This window comes from Paludibaculum fermentans, from assembly GCF_051172195.1.
Taxonomy (GTDB): domain Bacteria; phylum Acidobacteriota; class Terriglobia; order Bryobacterales; family Bryobacteraceae; genus Paludibaculum; species Paludibaculum fermentans_A.
Genome location: NZ_JBPJAQ010000001.1, coordinates 1,300,782 through 1,325,983, shown reverse-complemented (window position 1 = coordinate 1,325,983; position 25,202 = coordinate 1,300,782). Strand labels below are relative to the sequence as shown.

The following is a 25,202-nucleotide window of genomic DNA, read 5'->3' as shown; positions in this document are numbered from 1 at the left end:
ATCGAGCCCGCCCCGCAGTACTCCCAAATCCCCTGTCACCGGCGGGGGGTTACCGGGAAGGGGCGGGCTTGGGGGGACTCCATGATCGTCGGATTTTCCCGCCGCAACCGAAGGGAAAGCAGTTTCTCCGCCGTAGCCTTCTCGTCCTCGCCCAACCGGAAATAGACCTGCGAAAGGAACAGGTGCGGTTGCGGGTGCGTTGGACTCGTGCGGGCGCAACCTTCCAGGGCCTCTTTCGCCTCCTGATTGTGGTCCATCCCCATCAGCGCTTTCGCCAGCGCCACACAGGCTGATACATAGTCTGGCCTGAGCTTCAGGGCGGTTCGCAGCGGCCCCACGGCCTGTTGGTACTGTTCGTCCAGCAGCATGAGGTTGCCATAGAAGTAGAAGGGCTCCTCATAGGTGGCATCCTCGTTCATCGCTTTGCGCAGGTAGGGCAGGCTCTCATCCCGCAGCCCGGCCTTCTGGAGCTGGAATCCATACTCGAAGTTGGCGCGGGCCGACTCCGGAAACCGCTCCACCGCCTGTTTGGTCAGGGCCAGAGTCTCGGGATCGCGCGCCTCGAAACAGGCCTTGATCGCCACAAACCACGGTTCCGGCGTATCACCCCGCAAGGCGACCGCCTGCCTGCCCACCGCGCAAGCCTCCTTGTAGTAGTACCCATTGGAGTACTCCACGGACATGATCTGCATCAGCTTGTAGTTCTTCGGCTGCACGGCCAAAGCGGTCCGCCAGGCGCGCAGCGCATCCTCGCGCCTGTCTTGCTTTAGGCAGGCGGTGCCCAGCAGGTAGCGCGAATTGAAGTCGTCCGGCTTGGCCTGGGCCGCCTTCGTAAACCAGCCTTCCGCCTCGGCAAACTGACCCAGGGAATACCGCATGAAACCGAGGTTGAACAAAGAGGGAAAATGGTTCGGAGCCGCTTGCAGAGCCTTCTTCCAGAGCACCTCGGCCTCGTCGTACCGCTTCTGCATGGCCAACTGCTGAGCCTGGTCGGAGAGTGCATCGGGCGGGGCTTGCAGCCACATCGCCATTGCCGCCACCGCCAGCAGGCCCGTCATCGCGGCAACTCCTGCTTGGCCGCCTGCCCGGATCCCTCCACCAGCAGGTAAAGGGCGTCTGCCGCCACACCCGCAAACTGTTCACTCCGGCCGCTGGGCCACTGGACCGTGATGCGATCCACCGTGGCGGCCGTCCCCAGGCCGAAATGCAGCCGCAGGTCGTTATGGGAAAGGAAACTCGACTGGCTCAGGACGGCGTCCGCCTGGACGCGGCCGGCGATCTCCACCGTCACCACGGCCCCAATCGCATCACGGTTCGACTGCACGCCGCGCAGCCGCAGCTTCACCCAGTGATTGGACGACTTCAGATCATTGCGCAACAGCGAGGGCGCCTCGTGCATGTTCATCACCAGCACGTCCATCGCTCCATCATTGTCAAAATCGCCCAAGGCCATACCGCGGCTGGAGTGCTCGGCTGCAATCCCAGGCCCGGACATCCCGGAAACATCCTCAAACCGGCCGCCGCCCAGGTTGCGATACACCAACCGGGCGCGCTGGTAGTGTTCCCGCGCGTCGATCTGGGCGACCTCGGGATAGACGTGGCCGCTGACCTGTACGATATCTTTCCAGCCGTCGTTGTCCAGGTCGGCGAAACCGGTGCCCCACAACACATGGTCGGGGTTCACAGCCAGGCCGGCTCTTAGGCAGACATCGCTGAACAGGCCCTTGCCCAGGTTCCTGTAAAGATTGGGATAGTCGCCCGTAAAGTTCGTTTTGAGGATGTCGATGCGACCGTCATTGTCGAAGTCGCCCACGGCGAGGCCCATGCCCGCCTGCTCCGAGCCATTGTCGTTGTAGGCGAGTCCGGTTTCCGTCCCGATATCGCGAAAGGTGCCGTTCTTCTGGTTGTGGAAGAGGATGCTCGGCGTGGAGTCGCAGGCGATGTAGAGGTCCGGCCATCCGTCGCCGTCGAAGTCGGTGGCGACCGCCGTGAAGGCGTAGAAGCCCTTCACCGAACTGATGCCGGAAGGTACGGAAACGTCCTCAAACGTGCCGTCGCCCTTGTTGTGATAGAGCGCCAGCGAGCCGAAGGGCAGGCCGCGCGGACCGCAGTAGACAGGACTGCCCTTCCACATGCAGAATGGCGCGGCGCCTGGTAACGGGCTCTTCTCCGCCTGAAAGTTCAGATAGCGGGTCACCAGCAAATCCAGATGGCCGTCGCGGTCGTAGTCGACAAAGGTACAGCCGGTACTCCACTCCTTGCCGCTGTCGCTGGTGCCGCTGCGGCCGCTGACATCGCTGAACGTCCCGTCGCCGTTGTTCCTTTGCAGTAAGTTACGACCGAAATAGGTGATGTAGAGATCGGTATGCCCGTCGTTGTCGAAGTCGCCGGCGCACACTCCATTCCCCCAGCCGGATTGGTCGAGCTTCGCGCTCTTTGTCACATCGGCGAACTGGCCCTTTCCCTTGTTCTGGAAGAGGTGGTTTGTGGGGGCCGTCCCGGCGGGAAACCCTTCGAGTTTGGATCCATTCACCAGGAACACGTCCAGCAGTCCATCGCCGTTGTAGTCGAGGAAAGCGACGCCTGCCCCGTTGGCTTCGATGACGTATTTCTTCTTCAGCGGATGGCCGTACGTGTACTGCATGCGCAGGCCAGCCTGCGCGGCCACGTCAGTGAAGGTCACGGGCCAGGGGCGTCCGGAGGGCTTTGGCCGTGGCAGCGCGGTGGCCCCGCCGCTGATCATTCCCTGTCCAGCTTGGCCCTGACCAGCTTGGCCCTGACCCGGCAGGGGCACCACGGCAAGAATACACAGCACCGCTGCCAGTCCAGATGGAGGAATTCGTTTCACGCGTGCTCGTAGGCTCAGTCTCGCATCATATCGGACCGCGCCCGCCTCACGCCGCTATTTCGAAGGCGCAGGTCCGGAGGAATGCCGCACCACGAGCTTGGGCGCAAAGGTGCGGATGTGCGTCTCTCCGCCGTCGGAATCGGCAATGGCCTTCATCAGCAGTTCTGCTGCGGCGCGCCCCATCTCCTGGTTCGGCCACCAAACGGTGGTGAGGAACGGGTTTGGGTTGTGGTCGCCCTCGATACTGCCGGCGCCCACCACCGAGATATCTTCGGGTACGCGGAAACCGGCCTCACGGCAGGCCCGAACGGCTCCGATGGCCAGCGGATCGTTGGCGGCGAAGACGGCCGTCGGCCGCGGCTTCAACTGGAGCAACTTCCGCATGGAAACGTAGCCGTTCTGATTGCTGAAGTCCTTGCCGATCATCCAGTCCTTGTCGACACTCAACCCGTGTGCTTTCATTGCGGCCAGGTAACCGCGTTTGCGCAGGACGGCCGGTGTCACCGGAGGGCCCTGGATATGGGCGATCAGCCTGTGGCCCATGTCGATCAGATGATTGGTGGCGATCTCGCCCACCTCCAGATCATCCACCAGTACGGAGCTGAAGCGGCGGTTGGGAAAGAACCGGTCGACCAGCACAAACGGGATGCCCGCATCCTCCAGTTCGGCGAAGGGCCGCTCGGTCTTGGAGTCCTGCACGGAGGCGATGATCAGGCCGTCGGCGCGAGTACCGATCAACATATGGATCTCGGCCCGTTCTTTCTCCGCGTCGCCGCGCGAGTGGCAGAGCAACAGGTCGAAGCCGGTTTTGTCGACGACCTCTTCCACGCCGCAGGTTACTTCTGCAAAATAAGTGTGCGAGATCTCCGGGATGAGGACGCCGATGATCGAAGAGCGGCGGGTCACCAGGCTGCGCGCCCAGCGGTTTGGGATGTAGCCGAGCTCCTTAGCGGTTTTTAATACTTCCTGTTTTGTCTTCTCGCTGATCTGCTCGCTGCCGGTGAAGGCTCGCGAGACGGTCATCGCCGAAAGACCCATTGCTCTCGCGATGTCTGAGAGCGTGACGCCGGTCTTTTGGATCGGCTTTTTTTCCGGTTGTTTTCCCGATTTGCGTTCGCCCATCGTGTTGCCCACCAGTCGGAGCGTTCCCGTCTCCAGCAGGCCGAGGCATTCAGGCGCCGGTCCTGATCCTGCATTGGAAACGCTTACCTGTCCGACAGATTATCGCAAAGAGGAGACAAGGTGGTGTGAAACCGCTTGCGCCTGAAACCGACTCGATATAAAATGACCCAAACCGACTCGTTAGCGTTAACGCGTCTGGATGACTATCAGGAGGTCTCCGTCATGACCATCAGACACAGTTGGGTGTGGCTTACCATACTAATTTTGGCCGGCACCCTCTGCGCCGTGCTGCCACTTTCCGCTCAATCCACCAATGCCTCTATCGTCGGAATCGTCACCGACGCTTCAGGAGGTGCTGTTCCGAATGCATCCGTTACCGCTACCAACACCGGTACCGGCGTGAATCGTGTGGTGACCACCAACGATTCGGGCGCGTTCACCCTCGCTCCCCTCATTCCCGGCCCATACGAGGTGAAGGTCACCACCTCCGGGTTCAAGACGAAAGTTCAGTCCAACATCACTTTGGAAACCGGCGCCACTCTCAAGCTCGACATTCAACTCGAAGTCGGCCAGGTGAGCGAGCGCATTGAAGTCACTGCCGCCGCCCCGATGATGCAGACCCAGGAAGCATCCGTAGCTAGCGTCGTCACCACATCGCAACTGGAACGCATCCCGGTGAACGGCCGCAACTTCACTCGCCTCATCGTCATGATGCCAGGCGTCAGCGACGTCGCCCCCAACCAGTCCAAAGGCGGCCAGGCCGGCCTCCAGATGGTCTCGGTCAACGGCCAGCGCCAGCAGGACAGCAACTACACCATTGACGGTGTCGACAACAACATGATGTACATGAGTTCCGGCGTCGGCGCGCCCCCTATGGACGCCATCCAGGAATTCCGTGTCGCCACCAACAACTCGGCTGAATATGGCCGCAGCGCCGGCGCCAACGTCAACCTCTCCATCAAATCCGGCACCCGCGACCTGCACGGCAGCGTGTACGAGTACTTCCGCAACGACAAACTTGACGCCAACGACTGGTTCCGCAACGCCCAGGCACAGGCTAACCCAGCCACCCAGGCCACGCGCGTGCCCTTCCGCCAGAATCAGTACGGCGTCGCCGTCGGCGGCCCCGTCGTCGTCCCCAAGGTCTACAACGGCCGCGACAAGACGTTCTGGTTCGCCAGTTGGGAAGGTTATCGCCGCCGCCGCGGCAACACAACCATCAGTTCCACCCCCATCGCCGCTTGGCGTACAGGCGATTTCTCCAGCTTCAACAAGCAGATCTACGATCCTCTCACTGGTACGCAGGGCGCCAATGGTATTGTCCGCCAGCCTTTCGCAGGCAATATCATTCCGCAGTCTCGAATCAATCCCGGCATGAAGTTCCTCACCGATACTTACCTTCCGTTGCCTACGGTCGCCGGGCTTCAGACCAACAATTACGTGATGACGGATCCCACCGCCAACGATCGCGACATGCTCGTACTGCGAGGTGACCACACCCTGGGTTCGAAGGACACCTTCTTTGCACGTTACATGCGGCAGCGCGTTGGTGAGAACTCGCCCTCCAACTTCTCCACTGTCCGCGTCAATGCCGTGCGCATCGACTCCGACAACTTCGGCGTCGGCTGGAACCACATCTTCGGACCCACTACGGTCCTCGAAGTGAAGTACGGCTACAACCACCCCAACAACCCCGGTTGCGACCAGTTCAAGAATGGCCTGAAGCGCGGCGATGTCCTATCGAAGGCCGGCATCAAGATGTTCGACAGCAACGCCCTTTGCGACGTCATGCCGAACTTCAGCGCCGACGGTCTGTTCGGCACGTTCGCCGGTGGCGGCGGTGAGACGATCATCGACACCGACCATCAGTACGAAGCCAAGCTCTCCAAGATGATCGGCCGGCATTCCATCAAGTTCGGCGCCCAGTACATGCGCCGCGCCATGGACGCCTTCTTCGCCAATCCCACCAACGGCAGCGCCAACTTCTGGGCCAGCATGACCAACACCGCCACAGATGCCAGCGCCGGCAACTCCTATGCCAGCACGCTGCTCGGCTACCCCTCGGCCATCGCTCGCGGCGTCGGCATCCCCAACGCACAGGGCCGGCAGAACTCCTACTCGGCTTTCTTCCAGGACGACTGGCGCGTCACCGACAAATTGACCGTCAACCTCGGAGTCCGCTGGGAAGGTTTCAATCGCCCCTACGATGCCCAGGATGCCCTCGGGAACCTGCTCGTCACTCGGGAAAACGGCCAGGACAAGGCTCAGTTGATGTGGGCTGGTGTCAACCCGCTCACCGACCCCGTCACCGGCCGCATTGGTGAAGGCCCCCGCACTTTCGGCTACGGCCGCACGCTGATGAAGAACCGCTGGATGAACTTCGCACCGCGCGTCGGCATCGCCTATCAGGCCAACCAGAAAACCGTTGTCCGCCTGGCGTTCGGCATGTTCTTCAACAGCACCTTCATGCAGGAACTGAACGACCTCCGCAAATTCTGGCCCTACCTGCCGCAGCAGGTCTTCAGCCCGAATGCCACTGGTGCGGTTCCCGACACCTCCATCTCTGACGCCGGCCCCTCCTTCAACAGCACCCAGGCCCTGGGCGGCTGGCCGCAGGATCCCAATAACCGCACGCCGTATTCCCAGCAGTGGAATATCTTCGTGCAGCGCGAACTGATGCAGGACGTCACCCTCGACGTCGGCTATGTCGGTTCCGCCAATCGCAATCAGGTCGGCTATGTTGGCTGGAACAACGCGCTTAAGCCTGTCGCGGCCGGCGTTGCCAATCCCCGCCGCTTCGCCGCATCCGGCTTCACCGGCAACCTCGACGGCGGCAGCAACGTGTTCGCGTCCGAGTACAACGCCATGGAAGTGAAGATTACCAAGCGCTTCAGCAAGGGTCTCTCCATCCTGGGCAACTACACCTGGGGCAAGGTCATGGACGACCAATCGTCCCTGCCCGAAGCCAAATACCAGGACATGTTCAACCGCCGCGCCGACTGGTCGCCCGCCAGCTACGATCTACGCCACGCCTTCAAGGTCGGCTACGTCTATGACCTGCCGTTCGGCAAGGGTCGCACTTTCGGAGCCAGTTGGAATCGTTTCGCTGACTCCGTCCTCGGCGGCTGGGCCCTGGAAGGCATCGTTCAGATCCAAACCGGCCGGCCCCTCAACGTGACCTCCGGCCAGGACACCGCCCACACCGGCAAGTACATCGGCCGCGCCGATGTGAGCGGAGTCCCGATCCTCCCCATGGAGCAGCGCTCCATCAGCAAATGGTTCAACACCGACGCCTTCACCATGCCCGTCAATGCCTACGGCAACTCCGGTGCCAACACCATCCGCGCCGATGGCAAGGTCTCCGCCGACGTCTCGGTCGCCAAGAAGTTCAAGTTCTTCGAACGGCAGTCGCTGGAATTCCGCGGTGAATTCTACAACCTGCCCAACGTGATCAACTTCGGCAACCCCGATACCAACCGCAGTTCGGTGAACTTCGGCAAGATCACAAGCGCGGGCGCTGCCCGTCAGGTGCAGTTCGCTCTCCGCTACGCGTTCTAGCCTCACCTCCAGAGAGGCCCCTGCGCCCCGCTGCACCAACCGTGCGGTGGGGCGCTTTTTTACCACACCAACGCGTACAGCACCACGAACGTCAAGGCCACCACCGCCGAGAGCACCCGGTAATCCGCCAGACCCCTGCCACCCGCATTCCCCTCGAACGATTCGTTCCACCTCGACCACACCAGCGGCTCCGCTTCCGCCTTCAATGCTTCTGGAAACGCCTTCGACGCCGCCACCAGCACCACCGAACACACCAGGAACATCCCAAACGCCGTCAACATGAAGTCCTTCACCCCGTGTCCGGTGAAGTCCAGGACGAACATACCCGCGCCGAACACCGCCCCCGAGGTCATCGTGATATAGGCGCCCTTGGCGGAAGCCTTCCGCCAGAAGACGCCGATCAGGAACACCGCCGTGATGGGCGGCGAAACGTAGGACACCAGCCGCACCAGCCCGTCGTAGATCGTGTTGTAGTGGCTCAACAGCGGCGACCACACAATCGCCAGCACGGTCGCCACCACGGTCGTGATCTTTCCTATCACCACCAGTTTGTGATCCGTGGTCTCCGGCCGCCAGCGCTTATAGATGTCGTACGCAAACAAAGTCGCCGTCGAATTCAGTGCGGCCGAGCATGTCTGCATCGCCGCCGCCAGCATGGCCGCCGTCACCAACCCCTTCAAGCCCACCGGCAGCAGGTGCGTGATCATGAACGTATACGTATCCGCCGCTGTCGCCGGACCCTCGCCCTGGAACGCGTTGTTCTGCACCAGGGCCACGCAGATCGTCCCCGGTAGTACGAAGAAGAACACCGGCAGGATCTTCAGGAACGCGCAGAACAGCGGCCCCAGCCGGGCCTGTTTCTCGTCTCGCGCCGCCAGCACCCGCTGCACAATCGTCTGGTCGGCGCACCAATACCAGATGCCCAGCACCGGATAGCCCAGGATCACGCTGTACCACGGCAGCCCCGACAGGTCGGACGCATCGCGCGCCATATGCAGGAAGTTGCTGGTGGTGGCCGGGATATCCTTCGCTGTGCCCGCCAAGGGGTGCGCCTGGGCCGCCAGCGTGGCCACCAGCACTTCCCAGCCGCCCAGCCTGTTCCAAGCCACGACAGTGATCACCACCGCGCCCAGCAGCAGCAGGACGGTCTGGATACTCTCGGTCCATACCACCGCCAGCAACCCGCCCAGCATCGTGTAAATGCCCGTCAGTACACCCAGCGCAATGATGAAGAACATCAGCGCGTCCAACCCGAACAGCGTCGCCCCCGGATGCAGGCCCAGGATCCCCCGCAGCACAAAGGCTGCCGTATAGAGAGCTATGCCGATGTGGATCACAATGGCGGAAAACAGTGAAACCACGGCCAGTAGATCGCGGCACTGCCGGTTGAAGCGCCGCTCCAGGAAATCCGGCAGCGTCGGCACCCTCGACCGCAGGTACAGCGGCGCAAAGAACAGGGAAAGCAGGATCAGGGTGAATCCGGCCATCCATTCGAAGTGCCCGAACACCAGGCCATACTTGTAGGCCGCCTCCGCCAAGCTCACCAGGTGCACCGTGGAAATGTTGGCCGCGAACATTGCCAACCCGATCACGGGCCAGGTCAACGTGTTGCCGGCCAGGAAGTAATGGCTCCCCTCGCCTCCGCCGCGCCGCCGCACAAAGCCCGCATAACAGCCAATGGCCACCACCCCGGCCAGATACACCAGGATCACCGCCAGATCGAGCCCGCCAACCGACAAGTTCATATGGTTCGTCGTATTCTATCGGGAACTCCGCAAGACCGGCTCTCTCCGCCCGGTACTAGTCCAAAAACGTGCGCAAAGTAATGGGCCAAAGCCGCGCAGGACTATTCGCGCGGTCCATTGCTCCATCCCGCCCCGCCTAGGAGACTTAAGTCGTATCTCCATGCAACGCGCCGACCTCGATCAATGGAAGTCCTCCGAAGTCTCGCGATTGCTTGCGCTCGTGGAGACGGAACGCCGCTACTATCAGGACATCTTCGCCCAATTGCCTGTCGCCGTCGCCATTGTGGACGGTGAATGGGGGCTCAGTGCCGTCAATCGCGAGTTCCGCCGCCTCTTCGGGCTCCGCAATGCTGATCTCTCCCGGATGCGCCTGCCCGATCTGCTGCCGGATCCGCAGCTCGAGGCCGCTCTTGCGGATGTCCTCAAATCCGGCACACCCCGCAACGGCCACCCCGTCCAACTGGGCGGAGATAGCTCGGCCCTGCGGCTCACCGCCAGTATTCAAAGGATCCCTGGATGGCAGGCCGGCGCCGAGGATGAACTGCTCCTCACCATTGATGAGGATCATGTCTCGGAGTCCTCGGCGCCGGCTGCCTCCTCGGTGCCGCTGCCGGATCCTCTCCTGGAGCGCCGCCGCCAGCGCGAGCTCATCGAAGAGTCCAAGCGCGGCGCCATCGAACGCCTCTCCGGCCGCCTCGCCCATGTAGCCAACAATCTGCTGATGATCATCGGCGGCTATGCCGAAGAGCTCATGGAAAGCCTGCCCGCCGACGATGCCCGCCGCGACGATGTCGCCGAAATCGTCAAGGCCTCGGCCCGCATGGGCGCCCTCACCCAGGATCTCTCCTCGCTCACCCGGCCTCCGGTGCCCGCCGCCGCTCAGTTCTCGCTCATTGCCTGGGCCACCACCGCCGTCGCACGCTGGCGCCTGGCTTCCGCCACCGACACCGACGTCCAGGGCAATACCTCGCGCCAACTTCTCGACCTCATCATCTTTGAAGCCCTGCGGCATCTGCGGCCTGAGCCCGGCACCGCCGAACTCCGCATTGCGCCCGTCGCCGGCGGCAACGTCGAAATCGCCCTGCATATGCCCGGACTCGCCGTCTCCGACGAGACCCGCGACCGCCTCTTTGAGCCCTTCTCCGGACCCAAGGAAGGTTCGGATCCGCCCCTCGGCCTTGCCGGACTGGTCCGTCCCTGGCAGGCTCTGGCAGGCACCATCGCATTTGAAGCAGAACCCGGTGAAACCCCACGCCTGGTGCTCACCTGCCCCCGTGCCGATGACGCGCCGGCCGCCTCCGGACCGGTCAACGTCCTCGTGGTCGAGGATGAATCCGGCATTCGCTCACTCATCTGCAAAGCGCTCGACCGCCAGGGCTACCATGTCATCCAGGCCGCCGGCGCCGATGAGGCGTTCAAAGCCTGCGAGGAAGACGACGCCTCAATCGACGTCCTTGTCACCGACCTCACCATGCCCGGACAGACCGGCCGCGAACTCGCGGAACGTGTCCGCGCCAAATGGCCAGGCACCCGCGTCCTCTTCATCTCAGGCTTCACGGATGATACGGAACTGGCCGCGCAAATCGGCGCACGCAAACTGCCCGAGCAGACCCGTTTCCTTGCTAAGCCGTTCCATGTGGCCCAGCTCATCTCGGAAGTCAAAGCGCTGCTAGCGGGCTAACCACGCCAGAAACTCCTGCGCCGTCCGGTCCAGATTCTCCTCCGACCCGCCGCCCAGCAGCGGGCTGCACATCTCGTACGCCAGCGGCCCCTCATACCCGCCGGCCCGCAGCGCGCCCAGGAAGCTCTGGTAGTCGATGAATCCCTCGCCCATCGGCACTGCCTGCACGGCCGGAGTCAACGCCTCGTAGTTCACCTGCGCCGGCACGTACCGGAATCGCGGCCTGTACTGGTAATCCGCTGCCGTCGTATGCACTGTCAGCGGAGCCATCTTCCGCGCCGCCGCTGCCACCTCGTCGCCCTGCAACGCCGGGCTCCAGGCGTCGAAACAGGCCTTGCAGTTGGGATGGTCCACCGCCGTCAGCAGATCGTAAAACGACAGATAGTGACCCGCGCAGTCGTGATGGTTCTGTACGCCCAGGGTGACGCCGAAATCCGCTGCCCGCTGGGCCGCCTCGCGCAGCGTATCCACCAGCGTGTGCGTCGCGAACGAAGCATGCTCATAGGCCGTGAAGATCCGCACCACCGGCGCCCCTATGTCCCGCGCCCGCCGGCACAGCGCCTCGATGTGGGCCAGTTGGATCTCCCGCTGTGGAATGTCAGGATGCTCCGCATCGGCCGAGAAGTTGTTATACCCGGCCACCACGGCGCACCGCAGCCCCAGCATCTCCAGCTTCTCGCTCAAGCGCAGGCAGGCGTCGCGGTCGTAATCCAGCACCGAGAAATGAGGCCGCTTCGCCATCAGCATCACGGCCGGAAACTTCAGCTGCGCCGCCTTCTCCAGAAACGCGTCCAGCGTCAGTCGCGCCTGTCCCGGCCAGACCCCGGCGTAGCTGACAGAATGCAATACGGGCTCAAACGGCTTTCCAGCCATAGGTTCGATACTCCCAGGAAATCTCTTCACCGCGCACCGTCAGCACCGCGTAGCCTTCCTTCGTGCCGTAATGCGCGCCCTTCCACCAGTTGCCGCACACCGCGCCGGACGTGAGATACTGCACGCCCCGGTGCTCCACTCTCTCCGCGATATGAGTGTGGCCCTGCAACACCGCTTTCAGATTGTATCCCTCGAATAACCCCAGCACCTGCCGTGCATTCGTCACCGTCAGCACTGGCCTCAGCTCTGGCAGGTCAGGGAAGGGAAACGTGCCGAACGCGGTGGCCAGTGGGATGTGCGTCACCACCACCAGCGGCGTCCTTCGGCCCGTTTTCTCCAGATCCCGCTTCAGCCAGGCCAATTGCTCGTCATCCACCCGCCCCTCGTAAGTCTTTTGCGGGGTGATAAACACCGAGTCCAGCCGGATGAAGTGCCACCCCTGGTAGTCGAACGACCCGTATCGCGCGCCCAGCCGGTCTTCGTAGAACTTTTTCCCATACAGGGGATCCGACGGCGCCACACCGCTCTTTGCAGAGACCCCGAACACGTCGTGATTGCCCGGCACCGTGTAGACCGGCTTTGCCAGGTCCCGCACGGTCGCTCCATACAGGTCGAACAGCGCCTTCGCCTTTTCGTGCGGCTGCTCGAACGCATCCATAACTGTGTCGCCGCCACAGATCGCGAAATCGTGCGGCTCGCGGTTGATCGCCGCGAAACAGTCCTTCGTTCCTACAGACCCGCGCAGCTCCGGCTGAATGTGCGTGTCCGTGAAGTGTATGAATCGAAACGCGCCAGACGCCGCATCGGCCCCCAGCGATGTAAAAGGTGCGATTGCCGCTGTCCCCAGAAAGGCGCGCCGTTCCATGATGGATAGTATCGAAGTGGAGCATAGCCTTGTACAAGCTGTTCGAAGAAGTTGAGGTTTCCGCCAAGGACCTCAAGGGCGATTGGCGGCACCTCTGGCACTACATCCTCGATACCGAAGTGCATGTCTATGCCTTCGCCATCGGCGGCAACGTCCTGCTCGCGTTGTGGCCCTTTCTGATGGTGATGATCTCCCTGTGCCGCAACGTGTTCCATTGGAGCGCCGCGGAAGAGGCCATCTACGTCGCCGTGAAGGATTACTTTGCCGGCAATACCGGCGAGTTCCTTGTCTTCAACCTGCGCACCATCGCCGGCTATACCTACCGCGTCGAGTGGATCTCGCTCATCATGCTGCTGTTCGTCTCCAACGGCGTGTTCCTGCCGCTGGAGGTCGCTCTCAACCGCGCCTGGGCCGTCAAAGTGAACCGCAGCCTGCTCAAGAATCAGCTCGTCAGCATGGGCCTCATCCTTGCCTGCGGAGCCCTCACCCTGCTCACCGCCGCCTTCACCGCCGCTAATCTGCAGTTGCTCTCCGGCGTCGAGAACTACCACGCCACCGCATTCACCTGGATCGTTCGCCTTGCCTTCAAGATCGCCTCCATCCCCATCACCATCGTGGTGCTGTTCCTCGTCTACTGCTACCTGCCCAATACCAAGGTGTCAAAGAAGCATGTGCTGCCACGCGCCATCATCGTCGGGCTCGTGCTGGAAGCCCTCAAGTGGATCAATATGCTGGTGTGGCCCTGGATGTACCGCAAGTTCTCCCACGAGTACGGAGTCTTCGTGAATTCCATCACCATCTTCACGTGGGGCTTCGTCGCCGGGCTTGTCGTGCTCGCCGGAGCGGAATGGACCGCCCGCAGCGTCCGCCAGGCTGTAACTACCTCCGTCCTCCGTGCGCCAATTCAAGATAGAATAAGGGCGGAATCCGAGCCCCGATCTTAGACTTCCAAAATCTTCTCCGAGGTTTGCTAAATGGCCGACAACAAGGATCTGACGCGTCGTGACGCCATCAAGGCCGCTGGCGCAGCGACTATCGCAGGTGTCGCAGCCTCCCACATCCAGGGAGCGCCCGCGATCTTGAAAGCGCGTGCCGCCACGAACGCCGTCAACTATGGCATGGTCGGCACCGGCAGCCGTGGCACTTATCTTCTCAAGCACCTGAAGGGCATCGACACCGGCCGTTGCGTGGCGATCTGTGATCTCACCGACGACGCCTTGAACAAAGCTGACCAGACCATCGGCGGCAGCCCCAAACGCTATAAGGACTACCGCGAGCTCCTCGCCGACAAGAACGTTGAAACTGTCTTCGTCACCACCCCTCTGTATTTGCATTTCCCGGTGACCAAGGACGCTCTTGAGGCCGGCAAGCACGTCTTCTGCGAAAAGAGCATGGTGTTTAAGGCCGAGGAAGTCCACGCCCTGCGCGCCCTCGCCACCGCCCGCCCCAAACAGACCCTCCAGGTTGGTCTCCAGCGCCGCTATAGCGCCATGTACCAGGCCGCCCGCCAGATGATCGAAAAGGGCATGCTCGGCGACGTCACCTACGTCCAGGCCCAGTGGCACCGCAATCCCGGCTGGAAGATGAAGAAGGGCGTGCCCAATGAGCGCATGGCCAACTGGCGCCTCTTCCGCGAATACTCCGGCGGCCTCGTGGCCGAACTCGCCTCCCACCAGATCGATGTGGCCGACCGCATGCTCGGCATGACCCCGGAATCCGTCCAGGGCCTCGGCTCCCACGACTTCCTCTTTGATGGCCGCGACATCCTCGACAACGTCCAGCTCATCTACAAGTACCCCAAGGGCCGCCGCCTCGTCTGGACCGGCATCCCCGGCTCCTCTCACTGGGCAGGCGTCGGCGGCCAGCGCACCGAAATGGGCGAAATCATCTGCGGCACCCAGGGCACCATCCACATCACCATCGGCGACGACAACAACTTGCCGATCGGTATGTGGTTCCGCGAACCCAACCCGCCCGCCAAGGTGGAAGAAGCAGGGAAGAAGAAGGAAGCTTTCAAGGCTGGCTCCACCATGGTCGCCGCCGCCGGTTCCCGCCCCCTGCCCATCCTCCTCGGTAAGGACCTCATGACCGGCCAGGAGAGCTTCCTCGAGAAGGAAATGAAGTTCGCCCGCCAGTGGCTGTATCAGAAGGGCATCATGGTTCCGCTGGAAGAGCGCAACCCTGTCGATATCGAACTCGAGAGCTTCTTCAACGACATCAAGACCGGCGGCCACCCGCGCGCCGATATCGAAGTCGGCCTGCAGGACTCCATCGCCGTCATCCTCTCCAATATGGCCCTCGACGAGAACCGCACCGTCTCCTTCAAGGAGATCGAGACCCTCGGTAAGGGTGGCGCACCGGCTGCCAAGCCCGCCGCGCCGGCCAAAGCCGCCGTCAAGAAGGGCTAACCCCTGCTCCTGTGGCTCCGGCCACGGGTCATGGAACAAAAATAGGGCCGTCCCCAAAAAGGGCGGCCCTTTCGATTGCGCTCCTGCTCCTCCTACTTCGGCAATCGGAAATTTCTAACCGCGATACCCGACGTCAGACCCGCCGCCGCAAAATTCCCCGTCGCGGCCCAGGCCGCCTGCTCCGGATGCTTCTTCACCAGCAGATACTGCGACCCCAACAGCGCACCGGCAATCGAGAACTTCAAAGCAGCGCTCCTCGCGTTGAACTGGCCAGCCGATCCGCGTAGCAACGGATTCATCTCGGTCCGCCCCATGCTCGACGCCGTGTCCGCGGCCACCGACGCCATCAGCGCCGCGGCGCTCCACGCCCAAGCCTTCTTCCACTTCGTCTGCCTCTGCGTCGCGGCAGGCCGCTCCACGACCATCGCGCCATTGGCGGCTGCCGCCGGACCAGACAGCACCAGGCTTAACATCGCAGCGCAGGCCAGATTCCTGCAAATCATCGAATTCTTCATGGGGAAACCTCCAAACGGGATGCTTCCATCCTGCGGCCGCCCCTCCGGCGCTTCAATTCAATGAGTTTTGGGTCGTGAGTTTGGTAGGGAGTAGTACAAAGCCTTCGACAGGAATACGATAGAGGGTCAGGCCATAACTATGAGCGAGATCCTCTACCGTAACCGGCGTGCCGTCCAACTCGAAAACGAGCACCTGCAGATCGTGGTCACCCGCGAGGGCGGACACCTGGCCGCCATCCTCGACAAGACGACCGGCGTGAACCCGCTGTGGTCTCCGCCCTGGCCCACCATCGAGCCTTCCACCTACGATCCCGCCCTGCACCCCGAATACGGCGGGAACTCCGAAAGCCGCCTGCTGGCTGGCATCCTCGGTCATAACCTCTGCCTCGACCTCTTCGGCGGACCCTCCGACGAAGAAGCCGCCGCCGGCATGACCGTGCACGGGGAAGCTTCCGTCAACGAATACGACATCACCGTCGCCGGTGATACCCTCACCCAGAAGACGACCCTCCCCTACGCCCGCCTCGCCTTCCAGCGCACCATCCAGTTGCCCTCCGGCGCACGCCGCGCCACCATCACGGAGACCGTCGAGAATCTCGATTCCTGGGATCGCCCCATCGCCTGGACCCAGCACGTCACCCTCGGCCCGCCCTTCCTCGAGTGCGGTGTCACCCAGTTCCGCGCCTCCGCCACCAAATCCCAGGTCATCGATACCGGCTTCTCCGACGTCGGCTATATGAAGCCCGGGGCCGAATTCACCTGGCCCCTCGTGCCCACCATCCTGGGCGGCGTGGAGGACATGCAGCTCTTCACACCCCGTAAGGTCTCAGGCGCGTTTTCCACCCACCTGATGGACCCCGAGCGCGAAACAGCCTTTTTCTCGGCGTGGAATCCCACCTCCGGCATTGCTGTCGCCTACATCTGGAAACAGAGCGACTTCCCCTGGATGGGCATCTGGGAGGAAAACCGCGGCCGCGATGTCCCCCCGTGGAACAATCAGGCCCTGACGCGCGGCATGGAATTCGGCGCCTCTCCGTTCCCCGAAAGCCGCCGCAAGATGATCCACCGCGGCAGCCTCTTCGGCGTGCCCGGCTATTGCTGGGTTCCGGCCAAGTCAAAGGTGACGGTGCAATACGCCGCCCTGGTCCAACCCGTAGCCGCTATCGACGACCTCGATCTCTAGCCATCAGGGTCGCGCAGGGCGGGCCTCCCCCGCCCTCATTCCTCGGTCTCTACGGCACCACCCAGGTCCCCGTCTGCACCCAGCCCGAGTCGCGCCGCAATGCGTCCATCGACCGCTGGTAGATCTTCCTGCTCCCCTTCAGCGGAGCCTTCAATGAAACCGGAGCCGTGATCACCAACTGCCCCGCCAGGCTGATCGCCGTCGTCGCGCCCGTATTCAACGAACACGCCGAACTCTGCAGCGCCGTTGAGCTCACGCCCGGCTTCACCGGCCCCAGGAAGAACCCGGCATCGCTCGAGTACATCCACAGCCCGTTGCCCGCCCGGTCATAGTGCAGATAGCAGAACGGCTGCCCGCCCCCATCCGGCGCTGCGGCCACCAACATCTGCACCCAACCCCCGCTGGTCGCGGGCAGTCCGGAATTGTCGGCATTCGTAAGGACGAAAATGGGATTCGCACCCGACCCGGCGTTCGGCAGCACACTAAACGTCGCCGCCGGCGCAGGCGTGAAACTCCACGTCCCTTCCTGGATCCAGCCGGAATCGACGCCCGGCAGATCCTGCGTCCGCGCGAACAACTTGAGGTTCCCTGTCTGCTTGAAGATGACGTCGCTCTGCCAGCTCAAACCCGTTGCGCTCCCCTGCACGGACGACGTGGCCGTATTCAGTGCGCACAGTGAGTTCTGCAGCAGATTCGACGAGGAACCAGGGTTCACCGGACCCACGAAGAACCCGCCATCGCCGTACATCCAGAATCCGTCCCCCTGCACGTCATAGTGGAACAGGCAGAACGGCTGCCCGCCCCCGTCCGGTTCCGTGGCGAACAGCAACTGTGTCCACTGTAGGGAGGCAGCCCCGCCGGGCGCCGCAAAGTCCGCTTGAAAGCTCTGCGCCGACGGAGTCCCGCCCTGCGGCGAAAAACCAAGCGGTGTCGTGGCCAGTGGCAGGCCCGGCTGGAAGCCACTCAGAATCGGAATCAGGCTGCTACCCAGGCCCACCAGGCCGAACGACCCCGACTGGTTCGAACCCCACGCCAGCAGGCTCCCGTCCCGGCCCCAAGCCATGCTGTACCCGTCACCGCCGCCCACATCGGCTGTTCCTAACAGATGCTGAACCTGCGCCGGCACAGGAGAGTCCGCCGGACCGGGCGGCACGCCCGTACCCAGCTCGCCCTTCGTATTGGAGCCCCACGCCCACACTGTTCCGTCCGCTCCAATCGCCAGTCCATGCCCGACTCCGGCGCCGATCCCGGCCACCCCGGTCAGGCCCGCCACACGCGCCACCCCAATCACCGGGTCCGTCCCCGGACCGCTGCCCAAACGCCTCAGGCCGCCAGAACCCCAGGCCCAAACCGTCCCGTCGTTCTTTAACGCCAGCGCAAACTCCGCCCCGGCCGCGACTGCCGCCACGTTCGTCAACTCGGCCACCTGCACCGGAGTCTGGAATTGCGGCGAGCCCAGCTGACCCAACCCGAAGCCCCAGATCCAAACCGTGCCGTCTGCCAGCACCGCGAGGCTGAACCGGTCTCCGGCCGCGATATCCACCGCGTTCTGGATCCCCCCCACCTGCGTCGGGAACAGCCGCGGAATCGGCACCCCGTTCCCCAGTTCACCCACCGAATTGCTGCCCCAGGCCCAAACCGTGCCGTCCTGCCGCAAAGCCAGGCTGTGGTTTCCGCCAGCCGCGATCCTCACCACCGAATCCAAGCCCGAGACCACTACGGGATTCGACCGGCTCGTCAGCGTGCCATCGCCCAGTTGCCCGGCGGTGTTGTTACCCCAGCTGCGCACTGTCCCGTCACTGCCCAGCGCCAGCACATGCTTGTTGCGCGTCGACACGGCGACCATCCCGGACAACCCGTTCACCTGTTTGGGGCTCGTCAAAGGCGAACCAACCAGGCCCAGGCCCAACTGCCCCGCATCGTTCGCACCCGACCCCCAGATCGTGCCGTCTTCCCTCACAATCAGGGTCTGCCCCCGTCCATTCGCGATCCTCTGCCCGGTCGCCAGCGGCGTTTGGGCTGGAAACGTGCACGCGGCATCAGGCGCGATTGCCACGAACAAATCACTGCTGTTGAGGTCCGGCCGTCCCAACTCGCCATTCGAGTTGTCGCCCATCACTTGCACGGTGCCATCGTTCAACAGCACCAATACATGGTCCTGGCCCGCCGCCACTCCAATCGCCGGCTTCGGCAGCACGAAGTGTGTCGCCGTCCCGGAAATCAGATTCCCCCCATACCGCGCGGTCAACCCGCTGCCCAGATACCAGACCGTGCCATCGGCTCGAAGTATCACCGTCAGGCCCGTCTGATTGGAAACCTGCGTCACATTGGTGAATGTGGTCATTCTCACCGGCGACATTACATACTGCACAGCGCCCGGTCCCGCCAGCCCCAGGCTGGTTGCATCGCCCCAGCCCCACAGTGTCCCGTCGCTCTTGATCGCCAGCGAGTGCCAGTCATTGGCCGACACCGACGCCGCCGTGAACGAGGCCAGCCTCACGGGCGTCCACCGGTCGGTCTGCGTGCCGTCGCCCAACTGTCCGAAGGTGTTGTCGCCCCACACAAACACAGCTCCGTCGTTCCTGCGCGCCAGGCTGTGAGACCGCCCGGCCGCTATCGACGTGATCCCAGACAGCCCCGCCACCTGAACGGGCACCCCGCTGTCGTTCGTCGTGCCGTTCCCCAATTGGCCGGAAGTATTCGATCCCCAGGCCCAGACCGTACCGTCATTGCGCAACGCCAGGCTGTGGAAATAGCCGGCGGATACAGCCACTACGCCAGGGAAATTAGGGACCTGCCGGGGTGCCACCACGACATGCGAAGTAGTCACTCCATCCCCCAGGATCCCGAACGCGCCCACGCCCCAACTCCACACTGACGAATCCTGCCGGATCGCCAGGCCGTGTGACGCCGATATCGATACCGCCTTCACTCCACCCAGCAGGTTGCACACCGGCTCCGATTGCTGCACGCCCGTGCCGTCGCCCAGCAGCCCCGCCGTGTTGAAGCCCCACACGCGAACCGTGCCGTCAGCTCGCACCGCGAACGAATTGCTGCCGCCAGCGCTCACCTGCACCGTACTCGAGTTCGCCGTCCGGACTGGCTGCTGGACCCCCGCCGCCTGCACGGTGTTTGAGTCGCCGCCGCCGCTCTCGCTCACCGCACCGCCGGTTTCCACTCCAACCCCACCTGCTTCAACCGCCACCGGAGCTTCCACCAGCACCGCCACCGCCCAGCCCGCCGCCGCATCGATCACCACGCCTTCCAGTCCAAACTCACGCCGCGCCCCATCGCCGGTCAGCGTCAGCGTCGCCCCCGCAATCTCAATCCTCCGTCCGGCCGCCGCCGCGCCGGGCCAGTCCAGCACCGTCCTCGCCGCCGGCACCCGCGCCGCCTGCACCCGCCGCAGGGCGGACCCTCGCTCTGTCCCACTCAGCAGTCTGATCCCGTCTGTGCGAGACGCGGCGCCCCATACCCACACCCGTCCCTCTCCATCGAGGGCATACCCGCTGCCCTGCCGCACATCGATTGCCTGGATATCGCCCAACCCGTCCACACGCACCGGCTCGGTCACCAACTTCCGCGCCTCGGCGCCGGCCACGCCGCTCCAGTTCGACCCGAACACCCAGACCGTCCCGTCTGCCTTCAGGGCCACGCTGAACAGCGCGCCCGCCGCGATCATCGAGACATCAGTCAGGCCCCGCACCATACCGGGCCGGGCCCGGCCGACGAGCGTTCCATCCCCCAGTTGCCCTTCCGTGTTCGCGCCCCAGGCCCAAACTGTCCCGTCACTCTTCAAGGCCAGCGAGTGCTGCGCCCCAGCCGCAATGGCCGTGATGTCAGAGACCCCGGCGGCCGCTGTCCATTCGGAACGCGTGTTTAAATCGCCGCTCCCCAACTGTCCAAAGCTGTTCCGGCCCCAGCCGTAAACCAGGCCTTGTTGTGTAAGCGCCAATACATGCCCGCCGGTTTCGGGCACTGCCACTTTGCGTGCTCCTGCCAGCTCGCCAATGGCGCGCACGGCATAAGAGGATGGGCTTGTTCCGGCCGCCTGCTCCAGCAGATATACGCGAGTCGTGCCCCCGGCCGGCGCCGCGACACACGTCAACACCGCGGCGGCAAGCCAGGGAAAATGACGCACGCATGCGGCGGCTCGGCCGCTCTGATTGGGTCTAAACAAGATAGCAGTCTCCGATTCTCAGGACGGCAGGGCCGTAAGTGTGCTGAGCACAACCGATCTTACCATCCGCTCAAATGACTGCCTGCGCGCCAGCCACACCTACGGAACGATCCAGGTGCCCGTCTGGACCCAACCCGTATCCCGCCGCAGCGCATCCATCGACCGCTGGAAAATCTTCTTACTCCCAGCCATCGGGCCCTTCAACGTCAACGGAGCCGTCAGCACCAACTGGTTCGTGCTGCTCTGTACCGTCGTTCCCCCCGTATTGATCGTGCAGGCCGAACTATCCAACACCGTCGAACTCACCCCCGGCTTCACCGGTCCCGCAAAGAACCCGGCATCGCTCGAGTACATCCAAAGCCCATCCCCCGCCCGGTCATAGTGCAAATAGCAGAACGGCTGCCCGCCCCCATCCGCCGCGGCCCCCACCAGCAATTGGACCCACCCGCCTGAGTTCGCCGGCAGTGCCGACTGCTCGACAAAGCTGGCGGCGAAGGTGGGTGCGGCACCGCTCCCTGTGCTCGGGTTGACACTCGCCGTGGCCAGCGGAGCTGCCGCCGAATCCCAGGTCCCTTGTTGAATCCACCCCGAATCCACCTCGTAGAGATCCCGGCTCCTTAGGTAGATCTTCCGGCTGCCCGCCTGCTTGAAAATCACCTGCGTCTGGATCGTCAGGATCGCTCCGCTCCCGGTGATCGTCGTAACCTTCGGGTTCACCCCGCAATAGACATTCTGCAGTGCATTCGTAGCCGTCCCCGGGGCGACCGGTCCCTCGAAGAACCCACCGTCGCCGTACAGCCAGAGTCCTTTGCCCCGCACATCATAATGCAGGAAACAATAGGGCTGTCCGCCGCCGTCCGCCGCCGTCCCGAACAGCAATTGCACCCACTGCAAGCTCGCATACCCGCCCGAGGCCCGGAAACTCAACTGGAAGGCCCCGCTGGCTCCGCTGCCGCTGGCCGGTGTGACGTCCGTCGGCGACGAAGCCACCGGCGCCTGCGGAGCAAATCCACTCTGCACCAGCGTTTGCGTGCTGCTGACAGCCGGATACGCCAGCTGCCCGAATCCGTTCCAACCCCACCCAATCAGCCGCCCGTCCCGTTTCCACGCCATGCTGTGCGCGAACCCCGCCGCCACCGCAACCACTCCATACAACCCTGGCACCTGCACCGGCCTGGCCACCGTCGTCAGGCCCCCATTGCCCACCTGCCCGAAATTGTTCTGGCCCCAACTCCAGACAGTGCCGTCCGCGCGGATCGCCAGCACATGCCCGCCGCCGCCCGAAATGGCCACGACATCCGTCAGGTCCACCACCCGCACGATCCCCAGAATCGGGAACGATTCCATCGCGAACCCCGCCCCCAGGTAGTTCTCCACGCCCTGTCCCAACTGCTGAACCCTGTTGCCGCCCCAGGTCCAAACCGTCCCGTCCCGCTTCAGCGCCACACCAAAATTATCTCCGGCGCTGATCGCCAGGATGTTGCTCAGGCCCCGCACTTGCACCGGCGTCCACCTGTCCGTATAGGTGCCGTCCCCCAGTTGGCCTTCCTCGTTCGCGCCCCATGCCCACACCGTGCCGTCGCTCTTCAACGCCAGGCTGAACCTTCCTCCGGCCGCGATATCCAGCACATGATCGATGCCCGCCACCTGCCCCGGCGGAATATCGGTTGACAAGACTCCGCTGCCCACCTCGCCGGACTGGTTGTAGCCCCACGCCCAAACCGTTCCGTCCGTCTTGACCGCCAGCGTGTGGCTGTTCCCTGTCGCAATCTTCGTTGCATCCATCACCCCGGGGACCGTTGCCGGGTTGTAGGTTTGTGAAGTCACGCCGACCGGAATGGATCTGGCGCCCCACATCTGCCAAGTACGCACCAGCCCATCCCGTCCCAGTGCCGCATTCATCCACAGCCGGGACGAAATCCCAACCGTATCCGGCAGACCCGGCACCTGGATCGGCGTCACATTCTTCGTCGCAATCGATCCGAAGACATCGCCCACGGTCCACACCGTCCCGTCTTCCCGCAGCATCACGGTCATCCCTTGCCCCGCGGTCAACCGCTGTCCCATACTCCAGGGCTCCGGCGCGGTGGTGCTGCACGGCGCCTCCGCGTCCGGGGCCACGAATTGCGCCGTGGTGGCCAGATCGCTGCGCCCCAACTGGCCATTCGCGTTCGAACCCCAACCGCGCACGGACCCGCTCTTCAGCAGAATCACAATGTGCTTCTGACCCAGCGCTACGCTCTCTACCGGTTCCGGAACCGGCAAGCCCACCGGCGTAATCGAGTAGATCCCCTTACTCGTGTCGTAGTCCCAATTCGAGCCCCAGGCCCACAACGACCCGTCCGTCCTCACCACCGCCGTCAGCGTCGGTCCGCCGGCCACTTGGCGCACATCCGTATAACCCGTCATCCGCACCGGACTCAACTGCGTCTCCGCCGCCCCGGGTCCCAACTGCCCCACGCTGTTATACCCCCAACCCCACACCGTACCGTCTGCCTTCACTGCCAGGCTATGGAAGCTGCCGGCCGCCAGCGAAGCGGCCTTCAGCCCGGGCACCAGCACCGCCGCATGCTGTTCCACATAGCCGCCCGTGCCCAGTTGTCCGTAGTCGTTGGCCCCCCAGGCATACACTGAGCCATCGCCCTTCAGCGCCAGGCTATGCCGGACACCCGCCGCGATCGCCACAATGCCGGTCAGCCCGCTCACCTGCACCGGCCTTCCCGTCGTGTTGGTTGTGCCGTCGCCTAACTGCCCGGAATCGTTCGCGCCCCACGCCCAGACCGATCCATCGCTCTTCAGCGCCAGGTTGTGTCTCTCCCCTGCCGCCACCGCCACCACCCCGCTCAACCCTGGCACCACGTCTGGTGTCGCTCGATAGTGCTGTTTCAACAGGTCGTTGCCCAGCACGCCGAGCTCCCCGCTACCCCACGTCCAAACCGTCGAGTCCTGCAGCACCGCAATGCTGTGGTAATAGCTTGTCGAGAGCCCCACCACTCCACTCAGCAGCGTGCAACTCGGCCGCATCCGCCGCACCCCGCTGCCATCGCCGATTTGCCCTTGCGTATTGCTGCCCCACGCCCGCACCGCCCCGTCTCCCCGCACCGCCAGCGTCGTATACCCGCTTGCCGAGACCTGCGTGAACACCGTCGAAGCCGCCCGGCCCACACCCATGCTCGCCGCTGCCGGGTTGGTCAGCCCTGGCTCCAGACCGCTGCCATGCCGCGCGGAACCAGTCGGCAAGCCATCTCCACCGGAGGCCGCCTCTTTCCCACTGATCACCACAACCGCCCAGCCCGTCGCTACATCGATACCCGTCCCTTCCATTGGGAACTCTTGCAGTCCCCGGCCATCGGCGATCCGCAGCACAGGTCCCGCCGCCTCGGCCCGGCGGCCACGGCCCGCCGTTCCCGTCCACTCCGCATCCAGGCGCGGCCCACCCCTCGCCGGATTCAGCATCTCCGCCAGTTCCGCCGTCCGCTCGGCCTCACTCAGCAATCGCGGTGAACCTGCGCCGCTTGCCCCGTCTCGCCCCCAAACCCAAATCCGGCCCGCCCCATCCAACGCGTACCCCAGCCCCACCCGCACCGCCACACCTCGCACATCGCTCAACCCCTCCACGCGCACCGGCTCCGTCACCAGCTTCCGCCCCTCCGTCCCGGCAATTCCACTCCAATTCGAACCAAAAGCCCACACCGTCCCATCGGCCTTCAACGCCACGGTAAACAAAGCACCAGCCGCGACCATCGAGACCTCGCGCAAGCCCGGCACCACCCCCGGCCGAGCCCGGTTCACCAGCGACCCATCTCCTAACTGGCCTTCCGTATTCGCGCCCCACGCCCACACCGTCCCATCGCTCCTCAACGCCACCGAGTGCTGTGCGCCCGCGGCCAGCGCCGTGACTTCCGTAACCCCGGCAACCTCGGCAAAGCGCGCCCATACAGCGCTGTCGCCCGGCCCCAGTTGCCCATACAGATTCTGGCCCCACCCCCAAACCCGGCCCTCCGCCGTCAGCACCAGCACATGCCCGCCCGTCTCCGGCACAGCGGCCCGCCGCGCCCCAGCCACCTCGCCCAGGGACCGGAAGGAATACGGCGCTCCCGCTGGCGCCGGTTGCTCCACGAGATACACCCGTTCCGTACCCTGCGCCGCGGCTGCCACCCAGAACGCGGCCAAGCCCATCCGCAGGGCCGCGCGGCCAACTGTCCTTCGAATTGACGACATGTA

General features: G+C 63.8%; 14 protein-coding genes. 5 read left to right on the top strand and 9 right to left on the bottom strand.

Annotation, left to right across the window (positions count from 1 at the left end; genetic code table 11):
* Positions 1-35: 35 nt before the first annotated feature.
* The 3 genes from ACR9Y2_RS05365 to ACR9Y2_RS05355 are packed head-to-tail and all read right to left on the bottom strand — an operon-like array spanning position 36 to position 3,970.
* Positions 36-1,058 (bottom strand): tetratricopeptide repeat protein, encoded by a 1,023-nt coding sequence (locus ACR9Y2_RS05365; RefSeq protein WP_435040028.1) that lies wholly within the window; start codon positions 1,056-1,058, stop codon positions 36-38.
* Positions 1,055-2,848 carry a CRTAC1 family protein gene (locus ACR9Y2_RS05360; RefSeq protein ID WP_435040027.1) on the bottom strand — a complete coding sequence of 598 codons (1,794 nt, stop codon included), beginning with the start codon at positions 2,846-2,848 and terminating at the stop codon, positions 1,055-1,057. Before ACR9Y2_RS05360 ends, ACR9Y2_RS05365 begins: the two co-directional genes overlap by 4 nt.
* 54 nt (positions 2,849-2,902) lie before the next feature.
* The gene (locus ACR9Y2_RS05355; protein WP_435040026.1) at positions 2,903-3,970 is read right to left on the bottom strand and encodes a LacI family DNA-binding transcriptional regulator; all 1,068 of its coding nucleotides are present in this window, start codon (positions 3,968-3,970) and stop codon (positions 2,903-2,905) included.
* 222 nt (positions 3,971-4,192) lie between these two features.
* Between ACR9Y2_RS05355 and ACR9Y2_RS05350 the strand changes: the two genes are divergently transcribed.
* The gene (locus ACR9Y2_RS05350) at positions 4,193-7,528 is read left to right on the top strand and encodes a carboxypeptidase regulatory-like domain-containing protein (RefSeq protein ID WP_435040025.1); all 3,336 of its coding nucleotides are present in this window, start codon (positions 4,193-4,195) and stop codon (positions 7,526-7,528) included.
* A gap of 59 nt (positions 7,529-7,587) precedes the next feature.
* Here the strand turns inward: ACR9Y2_RS05350 and ACR9Y2_RS05345 are convergent, their stop codons facing one another.
* A complete protein-coding gene (locus ACR9Y2_RS05345; protein WP_435040024.1) occupies positions 7,588-9,273 on the bottom strand; it encodes a sodium:solute symporter family transporter in 1,686 nt (561 codons plus the stop codon).
* Positions 9,274-9,433: 160 nt separating this feature from the next.
* Between ACR9Y2_RS05345 and ACR9Y2_RS05340 the strand changes: the two genes are divergently transcribed.
* Positions 9,434-10,954 (top strand): response regulator, encoded by a 1,521-nt coding sequence (locus ACR9Y2_RS05340; protein WP_435040023.1) that lies wholly within the window; start codon positions 9,434-9,436, stop codon positions 10,952-10,954.
* Here ACR9Y2_RS05340 and ACR9Y2_RS05335 read toward each other — a convergent pair.
* Positions 10,943-11,827: a sugar phosphate isomerase/epimerase family protein gene (locus ACR9Y2_RS05335; RefSeq protein WP_435040022.1), complete on the bottom strand. Its 885-nt coding sequence runs from the start codon at positions 11,825-11,827 to the stop codon at positions 10,943-10,945. The two genes, ACR9Y2_RS05340 and ACR9Y2_RS05335, sit on opposite strands and share 12 nt — an antisense overlap.
* Positions 11,808-12,692: a metallophosphoesterase family protein gene (locus ACR9Y2_RS05330; RefSeq protein WP_435040021.1), complete on the bottom strand. Its 885-nt coding sequence runs from the start codon at positions 12,690-12,692 to the stop codon at positions 11,808-11,810. Before ACR9Y2_RS05330 ends, ACR9Y2_RS05335 begins: the two co-directional genes overlap by 20 nt.
* 29 nt (positions 12,693-12,721) lie before the next feature.
* Between ACR9Y2_RS05330 and ACR9Y2_RS05325 the strand changes: the two genes are divergently transcribed.
* The gene (locus ACR9Y2_RS05325) at positions 12,722-13,636 is read left to right on the top strand and encodes a YihY/virulence factor BrkB family protein (protein WP_435040020.1); all 915 of its coding nucleotides are present in this window, start codon (positions 12,722-12,724) and stop codon (positions 13,634-13,636) included.
* Between the two features lie 30 nt (positions 13,637-13,666).
* On the top strand, positions 13,667-15,100 hold the full coding sequence (locus ACR9Y2_RS05320; RefSeq protein ID WP_435040019.1) for a Gfo/Idh/MocA family protein: 1,434 nt from the start codon (positions 13,667-13,669) through the stop codon (positions 15,098-15,100).
* A gap of 92 nt (positions 15,101-15,192) precedes the next feature.
* Here the strand turns inward: ACR9Y2_RS05320 and ACR9Y2_RS05315 are convergent, their stop codons facing one another.
* Positions 15,193-15,615 carry a hypothetical protein gene (locus tag ACR9Y2_RS05315; protein WP_435040018.1) on the bottom strand — a complete coding sequence of 141 codons (423 nt, stop codon included), beginning with the start codon at positions 15,613-15,615 and terminating at the stop codon, positions 15,193-15,195.
* 139 nt (positions 15,616-15,754) lie between these two features.
* On the opposite strand from ACR9Y2_RS05315, the gene ACR9Y2_RS05310 reads away from it, so the two are divergent.
* On the top strand, positions 15,755-16,798 hold the full coding sequence (locus ACR9Y2_RS05310; protein WP_435040017.1) for a hypothetical protein: 1,044 nt from the start codon (positions 15,755-15,757) through the stop codon (positions 16,796-16,798).
* Positions 16,799-16,847: 49 nt separating this feature from the next.
* Here ACR9Y2_RS05310 and ACR9Y2_RS05305 read toward each other — a convergent pair whose 3' ends face one another.
* Both ACR9Y2_RS05305 and ACR9Y2_RS05300 read right to left on the bottom strand, forming a co-directional pair.
* Entirely contained in the window at positions 16,848-20,978 is a 4,131-nt protein-coding gene (locus ACR9Y2_RS05305; protein ID WP_435040016.1) for an RCC1-like domain-containing protein, read from the bottom strand.
* A 99-nt stretch (positions 20,979-21,077) separates the two neighbouring features.
* Complete coding sequence (locus ACR9Y2_RS05300; RefSeq protein ID WP_435040015.1) at positions 21,078-25,199, bottom strand: RCC1 domain-containing protein; 4,122 nt, start codon at positions 25,197-25,199, stop codon at positions 21,078-21,080.
* Positions 25,200-25,202: the final 3 nt, after the last annotated feature.

Excerpts from the sequence above, each read along its gene's own strand:
- ACR9Y2_RS05365 (WP_435040028.1), bottom strand. The coding sequence starts at position 1,058 with ATGACGGGCCTGCTGGCGGTGGCGGCAATGGCGATGTGGCTGCAAGCC.
- ACR9Y2_RS05355 (WP_435040026.1), bottom strand. The coding sequence starts at position 3,970 with ATGGGCGAACGCAAATCGGGAAAACAACCGGAAAAAAAGCCGATCCAA.
- ACR9Y2_RS05350 (WP_435040025.1), top strand. The coding sequence starts at position 4,193 with ATGACCATCAGACACAGTTGGGTGTGGCTTACCATACTAATTTTGGCC.
- ACR9Y2_RS05345 (WP_435040024.1), bottom strand. The coding sequence starts at position 9,273 with ATGAACTTGTCGGTTGGCGGGCTCGATCTGGCGGTGATCCTGGTGTAT.
- ACR9Y2_RS05340 (WP_435040023.1), top strand. The coding sequence starts at position 9,434 with ATGCAACGCGCCGACCTCGATCAATGGAAGTCCTCCGAAGTCTCGCGA.
- ACR9Y2_RS05335 (WP_435040022.1), bottom strand. The coding sequence starts at position 11,827 with ATGGCTGGAAAGCCGTTTGAGCCCGTATTGCATTCTGTCAGCTACGCC.
- ACR9Y2_RS05330 (WP_435040021.1), bottom strand. The coding sequence starts at position 12,692 with ATGGAACGGCGCGCCTTTCTGGGGACAGCGGCAATCGCACCTTTTACA.
- ACR9Y2_RS05320 (WP_435040019.1), top strand. The coding sequence starts at position 13,667 with ATGGCCGACAACAAGGATCTGACGCGTCGTGACGCCATCAAGGCCGCT.
- ACR9Y2_RS05315 (WP_435040018.1), bottom strand. The coding sequence starts at position 15,615 with ATGAAGAATTCGATGATTTGCAGGAATCTGGCCTGCGCTGCGATGTTA.
- ACR9Y2_RS05310 (WP_435040017.1), top strand. The coding sequence starts at position 15,755 with ATGAGCGAGATCCTCTACCGTAACCGGCGTGCCGTCCAACTCGAAAAC.
- ACR9Y2_RS05300 (WP_435040015.1), bottom strand. The coding sequence starts at position 25,199 with ATGTCGTCAATTCGAAGGACAGTTGGCCGCGCGGCCCTGCGGATGGGC.